The organism is Peribacillus muralis (genome assembly GCF_001439925.1).
GTDB lineage: Bacteria > Bacillota > Bacilli > Bacillales > DSM-1321 > Peribacillus > Peribacillus muralis.
In genome coordinates this window covers 177,757-198,812 of sequence record NZ_LMBV01000005.1, presented here as the reverse complement: position 1 = coordinate 198,812, position 21,056 = coordinate 177,757, and the positions used below count along the sequence as shown (strand labels likewise).

General features: G+C 42.4%; 23 protein-coding genes and 1 riboswitch. Of the genes, 7 read left to right on the top strand and 16 right to left on the bottom strand.

Features of this window, described 5'->3' with window-relative positions; genetic code table 11:
• Positions 1–298: 298 nt before the first annotated feature.
• The 3 genes from ASU00_RS09430 to ASU00_RS09420 form a co-directional block, all read right to left on the bottom strand.
• Entirely contained in the window at positions 299–775 is a 477-nt protein-coding gene (locus tag ASU00_RS09430) for a methylated-DNA--[protein]-cysteine S-methyltransferase (RefSeq protein ID WP_057913202.1), read from the bottom strand.
• Between the two features lie 70 nt (positions 776–845).
• On the bottom strand, positions 846–1,415 hold the full coding sequence (locus tag ASU00_RS09425) for a bifunctional transcriptional activator/DNA repair enzyme AdaA (protein WP_057913201.1): 570 nt from the start codon (positions 1,413–1,415) through the stop codon (positions 846–848).
• A 166-nt stretch (positions 1,416–1,581) separates the two neighbouring features.
• Positions 1,582–1,932 (bottom strand): hypothetical protein, encoded by a 351-nt coding sequence (locus ASU00_RS09420; protein WP_057913200.1) that lies wholly within the window; start codon positions 1,930–1,932, stop codon positions 1,582–1,584.
• Positions 1,933–2,432: 500 nt separating this feature from the next.
• On the opposite strand from ASU00_RS09420, the gene ASU00_RS09415 reads away from it, so the two are divergent.
• Complete coding sequence (locus tag ASU00_RS09415) at positions 2,433–2,654, top strand: DeoR family transcriptional regulator (RefSeq protein WP_034309346.1); 222 nt, start codon at positions 2,433–2,435, stop codon at positions 2,652–2,654.
• Positions 2,655–2,743: 89 nt separating this feature from the next.
• Here ASU00_RS09415 and ASU00_RS09410 read toward each other — a convergent pair whose 3' ends face one another.
• The gene (locus ASU00_RS09410) at positions 2,744–3,463 is read right to left on the bottom strand and encodes a pseudouridine synthase (protein WP_057913199.1); all 720 of its coding nucleotides are present in this window, start codon (positions 3,461–3,463) and stop codon (positions 2,744–2,746) included.
• A gap of 106 nt (positions 3,464–3,569) precedes the next feature.
• The gene (locus ASU00_RS09405; protein ID WP_057913198.1) at positions 3,570–5,171 is read right to left on the bottom strand and encodes a putative polysaccharide biosynthesis protein; all 1,602 of its coding nucleotides are present in this window, start codon (positions 5,169–5,171) and stop codon (positions 3,570–3,572) included.
• A gap of 205 nt (positions 5,172–5,376) precedes the next feature.
• Between ASU00_RS09405 and ASU00_RS09400 the strand changes: the two genes are divergently transcribed.
• A complete protein-coding gene (locus ASU00_RS09400) occupies positions 5,377–6,642 on the top strand; it encodes a BaiN/RdsA family NAD(P)/FAD-dependent oxidoreductase (protein WP_057913294.1) in 1,266 nt (421 codons plus the stop codon).
• A gap of 213 nt (positions 6,643–6,855) precedes the next feature.
• Here ASU00_RS09400 and ASU00_RS09395 read toward each other — a convergent pair whose 3' ends face one another.
• The 3 genes from ASU00_RS09395 to ASU00_RS25755 all read right to left on the bottom strand — a co-directional run bounded on the left by ASU00_RS09395 (position 6,856) and on the right by ASU00_RS25755 (position 8,049).
• A complete protein-coding gene (locus ASU00_RS09395) occupies positions 6,856–7,170 on the bottom strand; it encodes an MGMT family protein (RefSeq protein ID WP_082630224.1) in 315 nt (104 codons plus the stop codon).
• A gap of 18 nt (positions 7,171–7,188) precedes the next feature.
• A complete protein-coding gene (locus ASU00_RS09390) occupies positions 7,189–7,749 on the bottom strand; it encodes an MEDS domain-containing protein (RefSeq protein WP_057913197.1) in 561 nt (186 codons plus the stop codon).
• Between the two features lie 129 nt (positions 7,750–7,878).
• Positions 7,879–8,049 carry a hypothetical protein gene (locus ASU00_RS25755; RefSeq protein WP_169792908.1) on the bottom strand — a complete coding sequence of 57 codons (171 nt, stop codon included), beginning with the start codon at positions 8,047–8,049 and terminating at the stop codon, positions 7,879–7,881.
• Between the two features lie 139 nt (positions 8,050–8,188).
• Here ASU00_RS25755 and ASU00_RS09385 point away from each other — a divergent pair, with 139 nt between their 5' ends.
• Positions 8,189–9,118, top strand: a complete 930-nt coding sequence (locus ASU00_RS09385; protein ID WP_057913196.1) for an SDR family oxidoreductase — start codon at positions 8,189–8,191, stop codon at positions 9,116–9,118.
• 90 nt (positions 9,119–9,208) lie between these two features.
• Here the strand turns inward: ASU00_RS09385 and ASU00_RS09380 are convergent, their stop codons facing one another.
• The 6 genes from ASU00_RS09380 to ASU00_RS09355 all read right to left on the bottom strand — a co-directional run bounded on the left by ASU00_RS09380 (position 9,209) and on the right by ASU00_RS09355 (position 14,666).
• Positions 9,209–9,394, bottom strand: coding sequence for a sporulation protein Cse60 (locus tag ASU00_RS09380; RefSeq protein ID WP_057913195.1), 186 nt, complete (start codon positions 9,392–9,394; stop codon positions 9,209–9,211).
• Between the two features lie 65 nt (positions 9,395–9,459).
• The gene (locus ASU00_RS09375; protein ID WP_057913194.1) at positions 9,460–10,542 is read right to left on the bottom strand and encodes a tartrate dehydrogenase; all 1,083 of its coding nucleotides are present in this window, start codon (positions 10,540–10,542) and stop codon (positions 9,460–9,462) included.
• 130 nt (positions 10,543–10,672) lie between these two features.
• A complete protein-coding gene (locus ASU00_RS09370) occupies positions 10,673–10,984 on the bottom strand; it encodes a rhodanese-like domain-containing protein (RefSeq protein ID WP_057913193.1) in 312 nt (103 codons plus the stop codon).
• Between the two features lie 267 nt (positions 10,985–11,251).
• Entirely contained in the window at positions 11,252–12,280 is a 1,029-nt protein-coding gene (locus tag ASU00_RS09365; RefSeq protein ID WP_057913192.1) for an NADH:flavin oxidoreductase/NADH oxidase, read from the bottom strand.
• A 189-nt stretch (positions 12,281–12,469) separates the two neighbouring features.
• The gene (locus tag ASU00_RS09360; RefSeq protein ID WP_057913191.1) at positions 12,470–13,312 is read right to left on the bottom strand and encodes an aldo/keto reductase; all 843 of its coding nucleotides are present in this window, start codon (positions 13,310–13,312) and stop codon (positions 12,470–12,472) included.
• Positions 13,313–13,457: 145 nt separating this feature from the next.
• Positions 13,458–14,666, bottom strand: coding sequence for an MFS transporter (locus tag ASU00_RS09355; RefSeq protein WP_057913190.1), 1,209 nt, complete (start codon positions 14,664–14,666; stop codon positions 13,458–13,460).
• A gap of 191 nt (positions 14,667–14,857) precedes the next feature.
• Between ASU00_RS09355 and ASU00_RS09350 the strand changes: the two genes are divergently transcribed.
• The 3 genes from ASU00_RS09350 (at position 14,858) to ASU00_RS09340 (ending at position 17,153) form a co-directional block, all read left to right on the top strand.
• The gene (locus ASU00_RS09350) at positions 14,858–15,220 is read left to right on the top strand and encodes a winged helix-turn-helix transcriptional regulator (RefSeq protein ID WP_057913189.1); all 363 of its coding nucleotides are present in this window, start codon (positions 14,858–14,860) and stop codon (positions 15,218–15,220) included.
• 437 nt (positions 15,221–15,657) lie between these two features.
• A complete protein-coding gene (locus ASU00_RS09345) occupies positions 15,658–15,996 on the top strand; it encodes a hypothetical protein (protein WP_057913188.1) in 339 nt (112 codons plus the stop codon).
• A 17-nt stretch (positions 15,997–16,013) separates the two neighbouring features.
• Positions 16,014–17,153, top strand: a complete 1,140-nt coding sequence (locus ASU00_RS09340) for a CAP domain-containing protein (RefSeq protein WP_057913187.1) — start codon at positions 16,014–16,016, stop codon at positions 17,151–17,153.
• A 52-nt stretch (positions 17,154–17,205) separates the two neighbouring features.
• Here ASU00_RS09340 and ASU00_RS09335 read toward each other — a convergent pair whose 3' ends face one another.
• Positions 17,206–18,399, bottom strand: a complete 1,194-nt coding sequence (locus ASU00_RS09335) for a nucleoside transporter C-terminal domain-containing protein (RefSeq protein WP_057913186.1) — start codon at positions 18,397–18,399, stop codon at positions 17,206–17,208.
• 174 nt (positions 18,400–18,573) lie between these two features.
• Positions 18,574–18,678: riboswitch (purine riboswitch) on the bottom strand.
• Between the two features lie 251 nt (positions 18,679–18,929).
• On the opposite strand from ASU00_RS09335, the gene ASU00_RS09330 reads away from it, so the two are divergent.
• Entirely contained in the window at positions 18,930–19,634 is a 705-nt protein-coding gene (locus ASU00_RS09330) for a DUF421 domain-containing protein (RefSeq protein WP_057913292.1), read from the top strand.
• A 146-nt stretch (positions 19,635–19,780) separates the two neighbouring features.
• Here ASU00_RS09330 and ASU00_RS09325 read toward each other — a convergent pair whose 3' ends face one another.
• Positions 19,781–20,527, bottom strand: coding sequence for an alpha/beta hydrolase (locus ASU00_RS09325; RefSeq protein WP_057913185.1), 747 nt, complete (start codon positions 20,525–20,527; stop codon positions 19,781–19,783).
• Positions 20,528–21,056 lie beyond the last annotated feature (529 nt).

Here is a 21,056-nt window from a genome sequence, read left to right as displayed (position 1 = left end):
TAGTATAACGGGGTTTCTCTTTAGAAAAAACAGAAAAAACCCCGAATAGGTCCACTTTTTTTAAAGTGTACACTATTCGGGGTTCAGTTCAATATATAGATAACAACTTCTTTTATTTAATATAGGTTGCAAAGATTGCTGTTAATTATTCAAAGAGAACACTTTTTCAGTAGCCTCGAGCCTTATTTTCCACAAATTTGTTTTAATAGATAGACACCTGCCGAATTTATATAGCCAGACATGTCCCAGGAGGAGCTTGTTTTAGTCCCGGAGAGCCCAGTAAGTCGAGCTAAGTATCCTAATTAAATTTCCTTTCGTGCGAAAGGAGCCATTCCTTTCTCCATAAGCCACCCGCATAGCCAGTTAATTTCCCATTTGAACCAATTATTCGATGACAAGGAATCACGATACTTAATTGATTTCTCCCATTAGCGCTTCCTACTGCCCTTATCGCTTTTTCATTACCGATTGAAACAGCGATTTCTTTATAAGAGCCCGTTTTGGCGTACTCTATTCCTGTTAAAGCATTCCAAACTTGTTTTTGAAAGAGCGTGCCTTCAACTACATAAGGAAACGTGAATTCACTTCGTTCACCTTTGAAATATTGATCAAGCTGATTAAAACAATCCACTAAAACCTTGGGCGTTTGATCTTGCTTACTATTTACCGCCTTATTCCTTTCAACGAACAATATGGAACAGATGGCTTCGGATGTTGAAGATATCTCAATAACTCCAATCGGTGATTCATAATCCATTTTGAATAATCCACTCATATAAAGACCTCCTTAAACAAATGCAGCATATGCTTGTTTATTTTCTTATTTTCTTCAACGTTAGTTTACACTATTGCTGTAGCTCCTTCATCAGCTTATTTCGATATTCACTGGGGGAACAATTTTTCAAACGTCGAAACACTTTGTAAAAGTTTGAGGGGCTTTGGAATCCAACTTCATAACAAATTTCAAGATTCGTTAGCTGCGTGCTTGTTAGAAGATAAGCTGCTTTATCTACTCTTATTTTTTCCAGATAAGAGCGGGGAGTTTCTAGCGTTTCCTTTTTAAATAGTCGTTCCAAGTAGTAGGAACTTACACCGATATGATTGGCGATATCCTTTAACTCCACCTTTTGTTTATACTGATTTGCCAAGAAAGTGATAACATCCCTGATCAATCCTATATTGGGTGAATGCTCAACTTCAGGTTGACATCTTTTGCATGCACGATAGCCAGCCTTTTCAACCTCATTGATGCTGTAATAGAATGTCACGTTTATTTTTTTTGGCTTTCTGGATCGACAAGAAGGGCGGCAGTATATTTTTGTTGTCTTTACTGCCGTGTAAAATAATCCGTCATATTTACGGTCGCAGGCAATGATCTTCTCCCACATTTCTTCAAAAGCAAGATTAACAGCCATTACATACCGCATCCTTTCAGGTTCAGTTTTCTTTAAACTGTCCTGCTACTTATTTTGTCCTCATTTTATCAACGAATCCAGCTCATTTCGTCCTCATTCTTGCTCTTATGGTCCATTAAAACAAAAAAATGCCCTATTAACCAGGACATTTTCATAAACGATGCATTTAGTTAACGAACAGATATAACTTCCTATGATACTCCTCAAATGCTTGCTGATCCTTTTCCGAGTAGTCCATCCACTTCACTTTTTTACATCGTTCCTCCATTCTTTCATTCAGTTCTTCTTCTATTTCATTCATGAAACGAAGGATTTCCCGATACGGCAGATTGAAATGACGGGCAGCTAGCCGTGGCGGCGAGTGCTTTACAAGCAGCCTCATAAATTGATCGACCGTGTCTGCCTTGGAAGCAAGATAATCTTCTTCGTTCACGATGAATTCATACACTTGTTTTTTCACGCCAGAAAGCCTGGTGACTTCGTGGCGTAATAAAAACTCCAATAATCTTTCATTCATATCGCTCTACCTCGAATTTGTATATATTTAAATTCCTTTTACATCAAGTATGGAAAAGCTATACTGCTCAACACCTCATTATGACATCGTTCCTGCAAGCCATCAAGCAAATCCTGCAATGATGCACCATACTTAATTCGTGCGATACAATGTCACTTTTAGTTAATGCCCCATAGTCGCCGTTCGTGCAGTGTATGATACATACAAGCCGTCGGTATATTGGAATCATATCTTTATTAATTTTTATATATGTAAAGAGAATAATTTTGTTAAAATTTGATATAATAAATGTAATATTTAGTCAATTATCATTTTGTTCTAGAATTTGCTTTTGTAAAGGAGTAAAATGAAGCTACTGACATCTTGTTTTTTTCTCTGAATGTTTCCGAGGAGTTATAGGGTGGGTATAGCAAGTACATAGTGACAGCTGTGAGGCTGTCCGACATATCGGTTGTTTTCATTTGTTTTACAACACAATGAAAAGAATAAGGAGTGATTTTTTGAAACCTTCAACAAATCGCATGTTAACCCGTATTAAATCCGTTTATATGTTCATTAGCAATAACGGTACGGTTTCTACTCAAGAGCTTGTAGAAGAATTTGGCATCACTCCTCGAACTGTGCAGCGCGATTTAAATGTCTTAGCATACAATGACCTTGTTCAAAGCCCAAGCCGAGGCCTTTGGACGACAACAAGTAAAAAGGTGAAGATGTCATCGTAAAGAGAACGACCACCCGAACAAAAATCGATATGTATAGTATTTTAGGGCGGACCTTATATGGTCCGCCCCGTTTTTTTGTTATTTTTTCTTCATTCAGGCTGTCCGGCTTTTAACTGTTCAAGCTCTTCGGCGGTTAATTCCCGGTATTCACCAAGCTCAAGCTCCTCATCAAGCTGCAGGCTTCCCATGGACAGGCGCTTTAAGTAGACGACACGCTTGCCGACTGCCTCAAACATCCGCTTCACCTGGTGGAACTTCCCTTCCATGATCGTCAGTTCGATATCCGAGGTCAAACCTGATTTTAGAATGTTCAATTCACCCGGCTTTGTTTCGTATCCATCATCCAAGGTCACGCCGTTGCGGAATGCTTCAATATCCCGTTCCGTTACTTCGCCTTCGATGACCGCAAAATACGTTTTCGGGACATGCTTCTTCGGGGAAAGCAATTGATGGGCGAGCTTACCGTCATTCGTGATCAGCAATAACCCTTCTGTATCTTTATCCAAACGGCCTACAGGAAATGGTTCGAATACCGAGTCCTCAGGCTCCAAAATATCGATGACCGTTTCTTGGTGGTTGTCTTCCGTCGCTGATAAGACGCCAGGCGGTTTATTCATCATCAAATAGATGAATTCCCTATATTCTACCCGGTCACCATGGACCGTGACGATTTCCGCATGTGGGTCCACTTGCTCTTTTGGGTCCTTCAACACCCGGTCATTGACCTTAACGACACCTGTTTTCAGGAGTTTCTTCACTTCTTTCCTGCTGCCATAACCAATATTGGATAAAATCTTATCTATTCTCATCATTTCCTCCTAAAGCCTATTCAATAAAAAGCCTTGCCCATTTTCATGACAGGCAAGGCCAATATATGATAATCAATACCCTTATTTTTACACATCAAACGTTTATCTATAATCCCAATTTAGCCTTTAACCGATCGATTCGGGTTCCGAACAAGCGATGGGCAAGTTTGCTTTTCAAGGAAAGACCCGCATAAATGAGCGCTCCAAAAATGGCACAAACGGCCACGATCAAAATCGCCTGGAACCGGCCCTCCGTTGTAAGCCATATCGATAATACACTGTTCATGCCCCATACTGCCAGTCCCATTATCATTGAAAAAACAGATATCAACACCGATCTTCTGATCGTAAGGCTGTAACGATAACCAGTAAAGTAAGTGATGACATATAAATTTAGCAGCACTGCAGCCAAGTAGCCCAAGGCCGTGGCATAAACGGAGCCCTCCGTTTCCAACAACTTGATCATCGGGATATTCAAGCTCAATTTAATTAAAAACCCAACAAGCAGGCTGAGCACGGTATACTTTTGTTGATTGATTCCTTGCAGCACGGCCGCCGAAACGGAAAAAAGCGCAAACAAGATGGAAACGGGCGCATATGCCTTCAAGACACTGATTCCAAGTGGATCATGGCTGTAAAAGGCACTATAGATTGGATCGGCCAGCACCGACATGCCAACGACCGCAGGGATCGTAATGAACAGCAAAATTTGAAAAGCTTGGTTCAGCTGGCGGTTTAACTCTTCCGAATCCTCGCTAACATATGCCTTCGTCACCGATGGAAGCAGCGCCATTGAAAACCCGGTCGCAAGCGTCATCGGAATCAAGACAAGCTTCTGGGCATACACATTCAAAACCCCAAGGGCATCTTCTGCGACATGCTGCAAACCGATTGCCGACATCGCCTTATTGAAAGACAATAAATCCGCAAACTGAAACATCGGCATTGCGATACCGACGAATATGAACGGAATCGATGATAGAAATATTTCTTTATAAATCTCCTTCAGGGATATTTCCATCGTCCCCCGGTCTTTCTCCATCAAGCTGTTCAGATAGGGCTTTTGTTTTTTCCAATACCAAAACAGCACCACTAAACCGCCGATAGCCCCGACCGTCGCCGCGAAGGTGGCTATTTGGATGGCTCTCACTAACTCTCCATCAAGGACATTCAAAACAACATACACACCGGCTAAAAGGAACACGATGCGGACAATTTGTTCGACAACCTGAGAGATGGCCGTTGGTTCCATCGCTTCATGACCTTGAAAGAAGCCGCGGATGATGCTCATGAACGGGACAAAAATCAAGGCGAAGCTGACTGCCCGTATGATCTCCGTGACATCTGTGACATCTTCCTTCTTTACGCCAAAAATTTCAGTAAACATTGGTGCCATCGTATAGAGAATCATGAAGGCGAGAAAACCGGTGACAGCCATTAATTTCAGGCTCGATTTAAATAACTTCTCCCCGACGGCGTATTCCTCGAGTGCATTATACTTCGAAATGAATTTAGATACAGCAAGCGGCATGCCTGCCGTCGCAAAACTGATGAAGATGGTATATGGAACGTACCCATATTGGTAGAGGGTAGCCCCTTTATTGCCAACCATATGTTCAAATGGGATGACATAAAATAAACCAAGGACCTTGGAAATGATCGCTCCCAGCGTTAATATAAAAGCCCCTTTTAAAAATTTAGATGACATCTAATCCCTTCCTGCCTCTGTCAGTTACGTTTTACACGCTCTTTATCTTATCATATTACAGTTTTTTTTCTATAGAAAACTACATTCAAGTTTATCGTTTTCGAAGATAATACTCAAACAAATAATTCCTTTTTTTCTACATTCGCAATTCTAAGGGCTCTTGCTATATAATGAAGGGACTGAAAATGATAAAGTGGTGATCAATTTGAAATATGATGTAGTGGTAATTGGCGGCGGCCCTTCCGGATTGATGGCAGCAATTGCAGCCGGGGAAAAAGGCACCCGTGTATTGTTAGTGGATAAAGGCGAGAAGCTTGGCAGGAAACTTGCCATTTCGGGCGGCGGACGCTGCAATGTGACGAACAGGCTCTCGATCGATGAAATCATTCAGCACATCCCTGGAAACGGGCGATTTTTATATAGTGCTTTCTCAGAATTCAACAATGAAGACATCATTCAATTCTTCGAGAAATTGGGAGTGGCCCTAAAAGAAGAGGATCATGGCCGGATGTTCCCGGTCAACGATAAAGCGCAAAGTGTCGTCGATGCCCTGCTGACGCGCCTATCTGATTTGAAGGTAACGATTTATAAGAACTCCCCAGTTGCCGAGGTTCTCTATGAACATGGAAAAACAAGCGGTGTCCGGCTGAAAGATGGACAAATTGTTGACACAGATGCAGTCGTGATTGCCGTCGGCGGTAAATCAGTCCCCCAAACCGGATCAACCGGTGATGGGTATGCTTGGGCTAAAAAGGCGGGTCATACGATTACCGAACTGTTCCCGACTGAAGTTCCCATACTTAGCAATGAATCCTTCATTAAAGAACGGACACTTCAAGGCCTCGCCCTTCGCGATGTTTCGCTGAGCGTGCTCAACCCGAAAGGCAAGGCCCTGATTACACACCAAATGGATATGCTCTTCACCCATTTTGGCGTTTCCGGCCCAGCTGTACTAAGATGCAGCCAATTCGTCGTCAAAGCGATGAAAAAGTGGAACCTTTCGGAAGTGGCCATGAAACTCGATGCCCTACCAGACCGAAACAAGGAAGACGTTTTCCAAGACATCATGAAGGAAATCAAGGCAGAACCGAAAAAAGCGATCAAAAATACGTTAAAAGGTTTAGTCCCGGAACGTTACCTGCACTTCCTGCTTGAGCGCAGCGGCATCGACCTTCAAGAGCAAGGAGCGACGATATCGAATGAGAAAATCCGCCGCTTTGCCGAGCTATGCAAGGACTTCCAATTTGGCGTGCACGGCACCCAGCCGCTTGAAAAAGCCTTCGTCACGGGCGGTGGCGTATCCGTCAAGGAAATCCATCCGAAAGAAATGTCCTCCAAACTAATGGACGGGCTGTACTTCTGCGGTGAAATCCTCGACATACACGGATACACAGGCGGCTACAACATCACATCTGCATTAGTTACCGGAAGACTAGCCGGAATGAATGCAGCCAAATACGCTCGTTCATAAAACGAAAAAAGAGGCTGATCAGCCTCTTTTTTGTATGATTTCGTATGTTGAGGCCTTCATCCACTCCCTGGGAAATAATTCGGCCCTTGTCGCGAGTAATACGACCTTAGCGATATTAATTCGACCTCTGGCGCGAGTAATTCGACCTTACTCACTTTAATTCAACCTCTGACGCGAGTAATTCGACCTTCCACCGCTTTTTCCGGCCATCCATCAAAAGATTTCAGGATGATGGCGATATGCTTCAAGGTCGACGGTATTCCGGGTCGTGAATGTGATGCCTTCACTTTCGAGCATGATCTTTTGATGATCGGCGGCACCCTCTGCTTTTATGCCGATTTCACCCTTGGCATTGATTACCCTATGCCAAGGAAGATCATGTTTCTTGCTGCTTGAATGAAGGATCCTTACGACCTGTCGTGCACCGCGGGGACTTCCAGCGAGCTGTCCAATTTGACCATATGTCATCACTTTACCGGAAGGGATATGTTGAATGATCTTAATAACCCGTTCAGTAAAACTCTCCACACTCTTCGCCCCTTTGTCCTATCTGTTAGTCAAGCTCGTCATTTTTTCGTCGGTTATGAGAATTCCATGATGCTTTAGTAAGTCTGCCTTAAGCACATCAGGCACTCTGCATTCATCGTAAGCACATACAGAAATCAACCCTCGTTCCGTTATCAATTCATCGATTCCTTTTTCATACTCACCTATCGCAACGCTTGCTTTATCTGCTTGGCCCCATTCTACATGGCCCCAGGTTCGCACGAGTTGATTGGTCTTTGAATAGTACTCGATATTTTCCAAGAAATAATGAACCATCGTCGACGGATGGAAATCTCCATTAAAACAATAAAAATCAAAATTATTTATTCGATTCACTTTCATCATTTGCTCTTCATTTAAATGAAGCTGTAATTTCTTCAGCACGAAAGGAAAGAGGCGATCATTTTCGACGACCAGGATATGGTCTCCTTGCTCAACACCGGCAATGATGAATGTTGCCTCGTTTTCTATATACGTTTCCAGTTCATTAAAATAGTATAAGATATGGCCTCCACCTGTTTGGTGCATATTTTCCATCAGTTGTTTCATATTGTTATTCAAAATGAATCTCTCCTTTACATACACCGTCCCACACTATGTATTTCGTTTAACTTTACCTATAATCCGCTTGTTTGTAAAATTCTTAGAAGGAAATTGCTTCGTGAGGCTGCCTCAAAGGCAGCCCCCATTTCATATCAGCGGATAATAAGGCTCGTAACGCGGGTTATAATAATAAGGTGGTCTTGAACCTATGAGCGGCAATACAAAGGCATAGGGGTTGGAATCGTATAATACCTCCACTTTTTCATCCGATTGCTCGACCAAAAGCAACTTCACTTCTTTGCTATAATAATAGGGCATATTGAGGCCTCCAAGTTTTTTCTACCATTCATCCTATTCGAACTGCACGGCTATGGTACCTAGTTTTAGTCATCATGCACGGCGTTTGCCTAGTCGACATACAGTAATTCGACTACATTTTTTCTTAGGAGGACTCGTCATGACAGAAGATAAGAAAAAGAAATCATCCGGAGATGGCTATCCCCTGCAGGCGAATTATGGAAGAATCACACGTTATCAAGACGTCCCGATCACCGTTCCGGAGCAACGCCAATTTCGCCAGCCTGGTGTTGAAAAGTTCATGGTTCCCCGACCCATCATCGAAAATCCCGATTATAAAGGCAGCGGGAAATTAACTGGTAAGGTCGCATTGATAACGGGTGGGGACAGTGGGATTGGCGCTGCAGCCGCGATTGCTTTTGCTAAAGAAGGTGCAGATGTATCCATCGCTTACTTGGATGAACATGAGGATGCAGAACGAACAAAAGCGAGGATCGAGGAGCTAGGACAGCGTTGCCTGTTGCTTCCTGGAGACTTAAGAGATAAGCAGCAATGTATCGATATCGTGGAACGCACCATTGATGCATTTGGAAAGCTCGATATTCTCTGTAACCATGTGGGGATTCAATTTCAGCAATTAAGCTTGCTCGATATTACGGATGAGCAATTCGATGACACCTTTAAAGTCAATATCTATTCCCACTTCTACACGACCCGGGCAGCCCTGCCACATTTACAGGCAGGTGCCTCCATCATTAATACATCTTCTGTCGTGACGTTCAATGGAAACAAGCAATTGATTGATTACACGGCAACTAAAGGAGCCAATATCGGCTTTACACGAGCCCTGGCAAACAGCCTCGTAGCTCAGGGCATCCGGGTGAATGCCATTGCTCCAGGCAGGTTTTGGACACCGCTTATCCCGGCAAGTTTCTCAGCAGACGAAGTGACACAAGTACAGAATCCGATGGAGCGTCAAGGTCAGCCATTTGAACTGGCGCCAACCTTTGTCTATCTGGCTTCCGATGATTCCCGTTTTGTGACAGGACAAACACTTCATGTCAACGGCGGTGAAGCGACATCTTCATGACATAAGCTTAATCGGCACGGAAAAAGACTACCTTGGATTGCCGCTCATCCAGCAAAAGGTAGTCAACCATGTCGGTATATGTACGACCCGTTATTTTTTCTTATAAATGATCATCGCGCTAAAGCAGTAGATTTGTTCCTCTTCCTCTTCACCTGTCGTGGCGACATTGTATTTAATATCGACGATTTGATTATCGCGAATATCTTCCAGGAAGACGTTCATTTCATCCTCCAGGTCCTTTTCATGCTCATAATCGAATAATTTCACTTGAATCATCGGCTTTCCCCGCCCTTTTTACTATAATGATAGATATTGTGCAGGATGCCCATTTCCGACGCAAATTATACGTGTTTTGTTTGTAAAGCCGCTAACAGCGCAACCACTTCAGCTCCAACGTCTGCCGTTGAGGCTGTTCCGCCCATATCCGGGGTCAGCGCCTTCTTATCGACCATCACCTGTTCGATCACGTCCAGCACTTTCGCACCCCATTTCCCATGTCCAAAGAAATCTAGCATTTGACTGGCGGACCAGATGGCGGCAAGTGGGTTGGCGATGCCTTGGTGGGCAATGTCCGGAGCGGAGCCGTGAATCGGTTCGAACATCGAGGGATGAATCCGTTCCGGGTTTAAATTGGCACCTGCCGCAAGACCCATTCCGCCTGCTATGGCAGCCCCGAGATCCGTGATGATGTCACCAAACAAATTGGAGGTGACGACGATTTGAAATCGCTCTGGCTGTTTGACAAAATACATACTCGCCGCATCCACTAAACAGGACCTCGTTTTCACATCAGGATACTCGCTTCCAATCTCTTCAAATACTTGATCCCAAAAAACCATGGAATAATTCAACGCATTGCCCTTACTAATACTCGTTAGGCTCCTACCCTTCTCACGCGCCAGCTCATAGGCATAGCGAATGATTCGCTCCGTTCCTTTGCGTGAAAAGACTCCAGTCTGCAGTACGACTTCCTCTGGCTTGCCTTTGAAAAGCCAATCACCGGCACCGGAGTACTCCCCTTCGCTGTTTTCACGGATGATGACCATATCGATTTGGTCACGAGTTACATCTTTTAAGGGACAAGGTGCACCTTGTAGCAATCTGACAGGGCGAACGTTCACATACTGATCGAATTGCTTTCTGATTTTCAGCAGCAGCTCACGTAATGAAATATGATCCGGCACTCCAAGATATCCGACCGCCCCAAGATACACAGCGTCAAAATTCTTCAATTGTTCCAAGCCGTCATCGGACATCATCGTACCGTGCTCAAGATAATATTCACACCCCCAAGGAAAATAGGTAAATTCAAAAGAAAAGTCACCCGCAATTTCAGCCACTTCATTAAGGACCTTCACACCCTCAGCAATCACTTCGGGACCTATCCCATCACCTGCAATGACCGCTATTTTATGAATAATCATTCCTCCACCCATCCTTTGTCTTAATTTTCTGATTTATCACCCTTCATTTTAACATACAAACTTTGCTATCCGGGCACATAAAAAGAGCCTTCGAATTTGCTTCGAAGGCCCTGATTTGTTTAAAATACATTCACTTAACGATGACTTCGCCGTCCCATTCGAGCATTCCACCAACCATGTTTGCCACTTTATAGCCTTGTTCCTGAAGATAATGGCAGACATTTTCACTGCGGCGTCCTGACCGGCAAATAAAAATATATTCCTTTTCTTTATCGAAGTGATCCAAGTTCGCCGGAATATCGTTCATCCGAATATGCTTTGCGCCTTCGATCATTCCTTCCTGCACTTCTTCGTCCTCACGTACATCGACAAGTTCCAATGCTTCACCAGCCTCAAGCTTAGCTTCGACTTCTTCGGTTGTAACGATTTTAATTTCCTCCATAATTAGCACCTCGAGTTATCCTTTAATTTTTCTCACTCATTATAACAAAATTCCCTGTTGAACATCACTTTATGAGCTTTACTTTTAAGGAAGCCATTCACCCTGCCAGCTTCAGAGCGGCTAAACACAGTACACCATGATTTTTTTAATCCACAAAATCACCTCTGTAATGGCTTTCCCAAACGTGCTTTTATCCTTACTATAGTCGTAAGGCAGATATACAATGAAAAAAGCCAGCGAAACTATGAGTCGCTGGCTGAATCCAGATCAATGCGTGAATGCACGTTCGTATTGTGTAGGGATTTCCACCTTTTTATTCAAAGCCTTGGACGCTTCCAGTGCCCAATAAGGGTTTCGCAGCATACCCCTGCCGACCGCAACCAAATCCACCTCTTCATTTCCAATGATTGAATTTGCAAGATTCGGATCATCTAACCGACCTACAGCAATCACTGGAATATCCAATGCTTTTTTTATTTCCCTAGCTAATGGCGTTTGATAACCAGCATGCGTGCCCGGTCTTCCGGCTGATCCAATAGGGCCTTCTCCACCAGAGCTGACATGGAACATATCGACTCCCGCTTCTTGAAACACCTTTGAAAAGGCGATGCTTTCTTCCAGATCATAACCGCCTTCCACATATTCTTTTGCAGATATACGCATGATTAAAGGCATGTCAGCCGGCATTTCGCTTTTCACAGCTTTAATTACTTCAACTCCAAATTTAGTCCGATCCCTACCATATTCGTCTTCACGTTTATTCGTAAGCGGTGATATGAATTGATGGATTAAATACCCGTGAGCACCATGTAATTCAATTACGTCAAATCCGGCTTGAACAGCCCTTCTGACTGAAGCACGGAATTTATCGACCATTTCCTTAACTTCTTCCGTCTCTAAGGCCCTTGGTGTTTTAAACGTTTCATCAAACGCTATGGCCGATGGCGCTACCGGAGTTTCGGCATCTTGTGCTTTACGTCCTGCATGGGCAATTTGAATCCCGATTTTCGCTCCGTGTTGATGTACTTCGTTAACGATTTTGGAGAATGCATCAATTTGTTCGTCAGCCCATAACCCAAGATCGCCATTCGTAATCCGGCCGTCTGGGTCTACATCTGTCATTTCCACTATAATCAAACCTGTGCCGCCTATTGCCCGGCTTACATAATGGTGCTGATGCCAGTTAGTTGGTATCCCATCTCCAGCATCGACGGAGTATTGGCACATTGGCGGCATGACGATCCTATTTTTAAGTTCAAGTTCTTTTATGCGATAAGGCGAAAATAAATCTTTCATATTTTTTATCTCCCTTTCTTTTAATGCGTGTAAAGCATTAATATCATTTGAATAAAACTGTGTCAACTAATCAGATTCTGATTCGCAACAGTTGGTCGGCCTAAGTAAAAAGGCTAGGAAGACGCCATTCGAACAACGAACACAAAAAAAGAGAAAGACGAAAGCTTTCGTCTCTCTCCTTCATTCAAATCAAAAGTCGAAATTATCAGGATCTGGACCAATACGGTGATCTTGATTCAATCCATCAATTTGGGTCATTTCTTCTGCCGTCAATTCGAAATCGAATACCGATGAGTTCTCCACAATGCGATGCTCCTTCGTGGATTTTGGAATCGTTACAATTCCATTTTGTAAATCCCAGCGTAAAATGACTTGTGCAACGGATTTGCCATGCTTATTCGCAATAACTTGTAATGTTTCATTATCGAGCAATTGACCTTGCATCAAAGGCGACCAAGCTTCTAGTTGAATGCCTTGTTCCTTACAAAATGCTTGTACTTCTTTTTGAGCTAAACGCGGATGATATTCGACTTGATTGACCATCGGCTTCACGCTCGCATCTTTAATAACGTCTTCAAGATGGTGAATTTGGAAGTTGCTCACACCGATCGCCTTTACTTTTCCTTCTTTATAAAGGGTTTCCAGCGCTCTCCATGCTTCCTTGTATTTCCCTTCCACCGGCCAATGGATAAGATATAAATCCAGGTAATCCAAGCCAAGCTTCTTTAAGCTTTCTTCGTATGCGGCAATGGCCGTTTCATAGCCTAAATCCGCATTCCATACCTTGGATGTAACGAATAACTCTTCCCGTGTGATTCCAGCTTCTTTTAGACCTTCACGGATCCCTTGGCCAACTCCTTCTTCATTTTGATAAATGGCAGCCGTATCAATACTGCGATAACCATGCTTGATCGCGGCTTTAACCGAATTCACCACCTCGGGACCTTCCTCCACTTTAAATACGCCCAAACCGAACCAAGGCATTTTTACCCCGTTATGCAACGTTGTTGTATCTTGTAACTGTTTCACCATTATCATCTACCTCCAATTTTCCCATCATTATTTTTTATAGATTGCAATGTTATCAGTATCATTGCATCCCTTCAAGGAATCTTCCTCATTCGCTGAAGGGATGCAATGATACTAAAAAACAATCAGGCATTCCTGCATCACTTTTTTACGATGCTACTTCTTCGCTCTTCTTATTTTCACTTTTATTCTCAAGAGTCCGGCTCCACCCTGTTAAGATCACAGCGGCGAACACCATCACTCCACCTATCCATCCTGTATGGATGAGTCCAATCGAGTCGGTGATCACGCCGCCTAGATAGGCGCCAATGGCAATACCTGCATTGAAGGCCGCGATGTTGATGGCAGATGCCACGTCCACTGCACTCGGCACGTAACGCTCCGCTAATATGACAACATAGACTTGAAGTCCTGGAACATTCATGAACGCAAACAATCCCATTAACATGATCGTGATTAAACCAGCTAGTTTAAATGGTGCCGTGAAAGTCAAAATGACAAGAACGATAGCCTGTATGAAGAACATATAGAAAAGGGCATGGATGGGATTGCGATTGGCCAACCTCCCGCCAACAGTATTTCCTATTGCTATCGCTATACCATATACTAGCAAAATTAAGGCAACAGTTCCTGCTTTAAAGCCTGTAACTTCTTGAAGAAGGGGCGATAGATAGGTGAAAACGACGAAAGTACCACCGTATCCCAATGCTGTCATGATGAAGACCAGCAGCAACCGGCCATTTGTTACTAATTTGATTTGATCTCGAAATGTCGTGCGTGCAGCTTTCCTTAAATCGGATGGGACAAGGAAGCTGTTGGCGATGAAAGCGATGATGCCGATCGCCACGATGATGATGAAAGCCAACCTCCAGCCAAATTGCTGTCCGATAAAGGTCCCAAATGGAACGCCTGTCACCGTAGCCACGGTCAACCCTGTAAACATGATGGCGATGGCGCTCGCCCTGCGATTTTCAGGAACCAAATCAGCTGCAATCGTCGCACCTATCGACATGAAAACACCGTGCGCAAGCGCCGAAATGACACGTGCAATCAATAATACACTGATCGTATTCGCAGAAGCGGCCAGTGCATTCCCGGCAATGAACACGACCATGATCCAAAGCAACAAGGTCTTCCGCGACATATTAGATGTCAGCGATGTCAGGATCGGTGCCCCGAACATCACCCCTAATGCATATAACGATACCGTCATTCCCGCTGTCGTGACTGTAATGTGTAAATCCTGAGAAATGAGCGGCAATAATCCCACGCTGATGAACTCTGTCGTGCCAATCGCAAAGGCACTGATTGCCAAAGCCAGCAAGGCCCACGTACTTCTATTTTTATTTATCATCATCTTCTTCTCTTCTCCTTCTCGTCTTTTTCTACTATCATTGAAATTGCCTAAAGCAACTTTTGTATGAATCATACAGTGGCATTCGATGTGCAAATGTTATTATGAGATATAATATAAATAAATAATAGTACGCACTTTAAAGTAATATAGGCACCTTTTAGTTCCTATAAGAAAAGGAGAATATACAAAACATGCAAAAGAAGAAGTACAATATCTCAGTTGAAGCGACCCTGGAGGTAATGGGCGGGAAATGGAAATGTGTAATCCTCTGCCATCTAACCCACGGAAAAAAGCGGACCAGTGAATTGAAGCGCCTTATGCCGAACATCACCCAAAAAATGCTAACCCAACAACTGCGTGAGTTGGAAAAAGACGGAGTCATCAATCGGATCGTCTACAACCAAGTGCCACCAAAAGTAGAATACGAACTAAGCGAATATGGACAAAGCCTGGACAGTATCCTTTCAGCGCTATGTACATGGGGGGAAAATCACATAACGAGAGTGTACGGAGACAAATCAACCGTTCTCGAGGAAAGCATTTTGAATGAATGACTATGCAGCTTTAGTGTTAGCGGCATACAAACAAGACTGCAGGTCAAAATGATTAGAGCGTCCATATGGGAACCCGCAGGCACATAAGGCGCCGAGGGCGGGCCACTCTTTCGGGAAGCGAATGCCTGCAGGGCAATGGAACGGTCAAAGTACAGATCCTCCAAATTTGAGGTTAATCAAGATACCATCTTCGCGCTCACACAGAGTGGAATGAAATGGAAAGCGAGCGCCTGCAGGGCAATGGAACGGTCATTGTACTAATTCATTACCACACCCCAAAACATATTCCCATGTTTAATTACCACCTATTTCTTGGTATAATATGTAATAACACAAACCTAAAACGCTTATATCTGATCAAACAGGACCGTGCTGATTCTTTACATTTTTCATTACGTAAAAGAATGAGTATAATTTGGGAAACCAAGGGGTGACATATGAGAGTCTTATTGGAATTGACGCGCATCATATTGATTTTCGGGATTGCCGGATCGTTTCTTTCGATGATGGTATATGGCATATACAATAGCATGGAAGTCAACACGGAGCAGTATGGCTGGCTAGGTTCCGTCGCCATCCTCATTTTATTATTCGTCTCGTATCGTAATAAACTCCAGTTCAACGGTTGGTACGTTGGCAAAGGGAAGGAAAAACTCCCTAATACCGCCTCAAACGCTCTCATCATCTGCTCACTACTGCTGTTATGTGCTCCACCCATTTTAAGTATGTTAACAAATGATTTTACACTAAACGGGACGATCAACCATTTTAAATAGAGCAGGAGGAAACTTTTTTGCAAAAATTATTTAATATCGTGGTCCTCATCCTCCTGCTCGGTACCTTTTGGCATGGATATGGCAAAGAAATTCAGGAATCTGGGGTCAAGGCGGGAGTTAGCTCGTTTGCATCCGATTTTCGTTCCCTCATAAACGAGCCCGAGGTTTCAACTGCCCTGGAAAAACTGAATACAGGCGTCAACAGCCTGCTCGGGTCGCTAACCGAAACCTTGGATAGCGCTACCGATGACGAGCGCCAGGAAAAGGAAAAAGCGAAAAAACCAGCACTGGAAGCTCCAGCTGCAGCTTCTTTCTCCGTCCGTAATATTGAAATGGGCGACAAAAAAGAAGATGTTGAAAAACTCGCTGGTGAGGCGAAGCGGCATACGCGGAACGAATATGGCGTCGATTGGTACGCCTATCACGAAAATTACCAAAACTTCTTCATGGTTGCCTATGATATAAACAATAAAGTCGTCGGTTTATATACGAACCAGGACTTAATATCCTCGAAGCAAGGAATTGAACGCGGCACCCCTAAAAAGCACGTGGCTGAAAAATTGGGCGAGCCCGTTACAAAATTGCTTAAAGGCAACGTCTATTACCAGATCAAAAGTGATGGCGAATACGAAATGTTTGAAAGGGATAATAGCTATGTGACCATTTTTTATGACGAACATGAAAAAAACACCGTCACGTCGATCCAAATTATCGACGCTAACCTCGAAAAACAAAAAGGCGGTTATTTTGCCGCAGCCAGCCCCGAGCTTAAGCAAGGCTTTGAATACCAATTATTCGATTTGACCAATGCCGCCCGGGTCAACCATGATCTCTCCGTGCTGTCATGGGATAAGCGAGTCAAAGTCACTGCCCAGGACCACAGTAAGGATATGGCCGTGAATCAATATTTCAACCATACTAATCTTGAAGGTGAATCCCCCTTCGACCGGATGGAGGATGACAAGATTACGTTTCGAATGGCTGGCGAAAACCTGGCTGCCGGGCAGAATAGCAGCATCTTCGCCCATGAAGGCTTGATGAATTCCATCGGGCATAGGGAAAACAAATTACAGAAGGATTTTCGATCACTAGGTGTCGGAGTCGCTTTCGATAAAGAACAGAAGCCCTATTATACAGAAAACTATTTAAGGAAATGAACGAAAAAAAGGAGTGTGCCCTCTATGAAATGGGCGCCCTCCTTTTTTTGCTTCACCAAACGAATAATCCCACAACCATGGCACTTAATAACGACACGGCCATCCCGCTAAGCAACAGTTTCCAAACGTTCTTTCCGATGATGGTCGACTTCTCGTCGTTGAGGACGGAATTGAATGTTCCATAAATCATGCCGACAGTACTGAAGTTGGCAAATGACGTCAAATATGTGACCGCAACGGCAACTGTATGCGGAGACAGTGTACTGATTTTATCTTTCAAATCGAGCAAGGCGACGAACTCATTCGTGGCCAGCTTGATTCCCATCAATTGAGCGACATACATGGCATCATTTCCCGATAGCCCAAGCAGGAATGCAAATGGACTAAAAACAAAAGAAAAGATTTTTTGAATGGTCAAGCCATCAATAAAGAAACCGAAAATTCCGTTCAAGCTGGCGGTTAACGCCACATAACCGATAACCATTGCCATGATGACGAAGACCATTTTGGCGCCGACCAGCATACTGTTGGAAATGGTGGAAAAGAAATCTTTACGTTCCTCTTTAGCTGGAACATATACGACATCTTCTTCTTTACTGACATCTACGGGATTTAACATGTTGGCAATCAGCAAGGCATTTAAGCAGTTCAAGGGAATCGCTACAAAAACATAGGTTGCCGGGACCATGGATAAGTAGGCACCAATGATCGAGCCACTGATGCTGCTCATGCTCATGATTCCAAATGTCAATAATCGCTGATTTTTAATTGCTCCGAGCTGAGTCCGGATAACGGCCAGTGCTTCCGTATTCCCGAGGAACATCATCTGGATGGAAAAGAAACTCTCAAGTTTTGGCAAACCGGAAATCTTCGAAATGAGCCAACCCACCTTATCCATGATCCAGGTAAGAATTCCGAAATAGGTTAAAATATCAAAAAACGTAATAATGAAAATAATCGGCATCAAAGCGCTGAAAAAGAAATCTACTTGTTCATTTGCCATTAACGAAGGAAAGACAAAGGAAATCCCTTCATTCGCACATGAAATCAACCAGGTAAAGAAAGAAGCGATCTGATTAATGACCCATCCCCCTATTTTAGTCGATAACATGAACCAGGTGATAAAGAATTCAACAACCAGTAAGATAAAAACGGCTTTCCACTTAACGTTCCTTTTATTAGGTGAACAAAGGTAAACGATGCCCATTACAACTAAAACACCTAATGCATTCAATAAGAAAAACATGATTTCATCCCCTTTTAAATTATCATTTCCCATTCATTTTTTTATATAAAAAAACCCTTACCTTTTTACACTTTCAGCCGCAGGAAGAAAGTGTGAAAAGGTAAGAGCTGCATTAAAACACGGTGTGCTGAACCAACTTTTGATAGGTGTATCAACATATACCTGTGTATCTCTTCTATTTTCATACTTCCTTGTAGTCCGGCATTATTTACGGCTGCCAGGTAGAAACTATCAGACCATTATCACTGATATTATACAAGGATATTTTTTAAATAATTTATTAGGAAAGATACATTTTAAAACAGGTGATTTTCAATTGCAATACATTTTACAATTGTTATATTAATATAAATATTTAGATATAAAAATACGGAAAATAAAGATCGAACAAGCGAGGCAAATGACAGGTATACAGAAGCGACGATAGGCTTAAAACATCAATAAATCAAAAAAGAATCTGCCTATTTGTGATAATCCTTGCTTAAAATCATCATACTAACCAGACATCACCTTTAAGGACGTGAATTTTGGTGGATTTTTTTAATAGCCAGGAAACTCTTACTACAATTCAGTGGACTTTGAGAGCCATCATAACCTTCGTTTTTTTACTTTTTTCGGTTAAATTGATGGGGCAACGAGCCATTTCTCAGTTAAGGTTACTTGATTTTATAATCGCATTAATTATCGGCAACATTCTTGCCCATCCTTTGTCTGATGAACAGTTAGGTTTGGAGGGCTCCTTGATAACGACCGGTGTTTTAGTTATTTTATATATATTTAGTGTGTTTACGAGCCTTAAGTGGGACAAAGTCCGAAGTTTCTTTGAACCACCCCCTTTTCCCCTTATCGAAAATGGGCAAATCGTTTACAAAAGCTTAGTCAAGGCTCGAATCTCCATTGATTTTTTATTATCAGAATTAAGAAAAGAAAAGATTGAAGATATTCAAAAAGTATCGCTCGCACTATGGGAACCAAATGGTACGATTTCAGTGTTTTTAACTCCTCAATATGAAGCCTTGACGCCAACAGATATGCATCTAGCAACGAACGCCTTCACTTTTCCGAAAACGATTATTAAAGAAGGAAAGATTGACCTTAAAGAATTAACACGAGACGGTAAAGACGACGTATGGCTTAAAAACAGAATCAAACAAACCTATAATGCGGAAGTTAAAGATATTTTATTAGCGACGATTGATGATGAAGAGAAGTTAAAGGTTTTTTTGTACAAGTAACATTTGTACAAAAAAAAATCCCCCTCTAGAATCGTGTACACCTACATAAGAATGCGGCTTTTTACACGTTCAACATAAAGGGGGATAAGATAATATTCTGCAGTCATGACGCAGAAACAGCTTTCTTGAAAAACTTCACGCTTTTATTACTCAGACCAATTCAATGTATTTAAGAACCTGAACACATCTTCATAAACCTGCTCACGTTCTTTACCTAATGTGATTATATGACCAGAGTTTTCATACCAGATCAAGTGTTTATGCTGGGTATCTACTTCATTGAAAATCGCTAAAGCACTGTCCGTATAGTCGGGATCGTCCAAACGGCCTTGTAAAACTAGAGTTGGTGATGTAATCAAATCCAAGTTTTCACCGGTTTCATTTATTATATTCACCACATCTTTAAGTGAGTGCATAGGGTCTTCTTCCAATAGCTTGACTTCCGCAGCAATTTGTTCTGCATCTTTGCCCTCGAACTTCTTATAGGCCTGTGCATAATTGAGCAAGCGATTTTTTTGTCGATCGCTACTTTTCCCTTGAGTCGGAGCACACATTGAAACGACCCCTGTTACTGGAAGTTCAATTCCTACTTTTAATGAGAAAACGCCTCCTAAAGAAATTCCTGCAACGGCAATTTCTTCATAGCCCTCATCTTTAAGGAATTGATAGCCGTTAACTACATCTTCCCACCATTCCTTTGGACCTGTCTGTACGAGTGCCTCAGCTGACACACCGTGTCCTCTATAAAGGGGTCCGTGGCAAGTATAGTCGCGATCATGCAAGTATTTCCCTAATTTCTTCATATCTCCTGTACTACCGGTAAACCCATGAAGTAACAGGACTGCTCTTTTTCCACCTCTGTATGTGAATGACTCAGGTGCTTTCACTTTCATCTAACTAGGACCTTCTTTCTGCTCTTGTTGATAAATAGAATCTATATGATTTTTAACAAAAAATCAATCAATACCCCTTGAGTAGGGTTTTCATCTATCCTAATCCGTATTTTCATAAAACAAACCATCATTGTAAATAGCATTCTTAAACACTACATACAACTCACCCGTTCCGAAGCACATTTTACTATGATTGAATTTATTTAGCAATCGTCATTTAACCATTTTTTTTAAGAAAAGTAAACTAAACCTTGTGATAAACTGTACAATATATTGAAAAAAAGGTGACGCTTTACTTAGAATAAGGAATTAATGAAAGAAAGCTTACTATTTATTACCATCGAAAAAAATCTCTATTTCTATGAAAAAGATTCGCGATTTGGGCGTTTTACTCGCGAATTTGCACTTTACTCAATCAATCTTACTGCTTTATCTCCGAAATTGGAGATTTATCAATCAAACTTTCTGTTTTATCTACGAAATTAGAGATTTATCAATCAATCTTTCTGTTTTATCTACGAAATTGGAA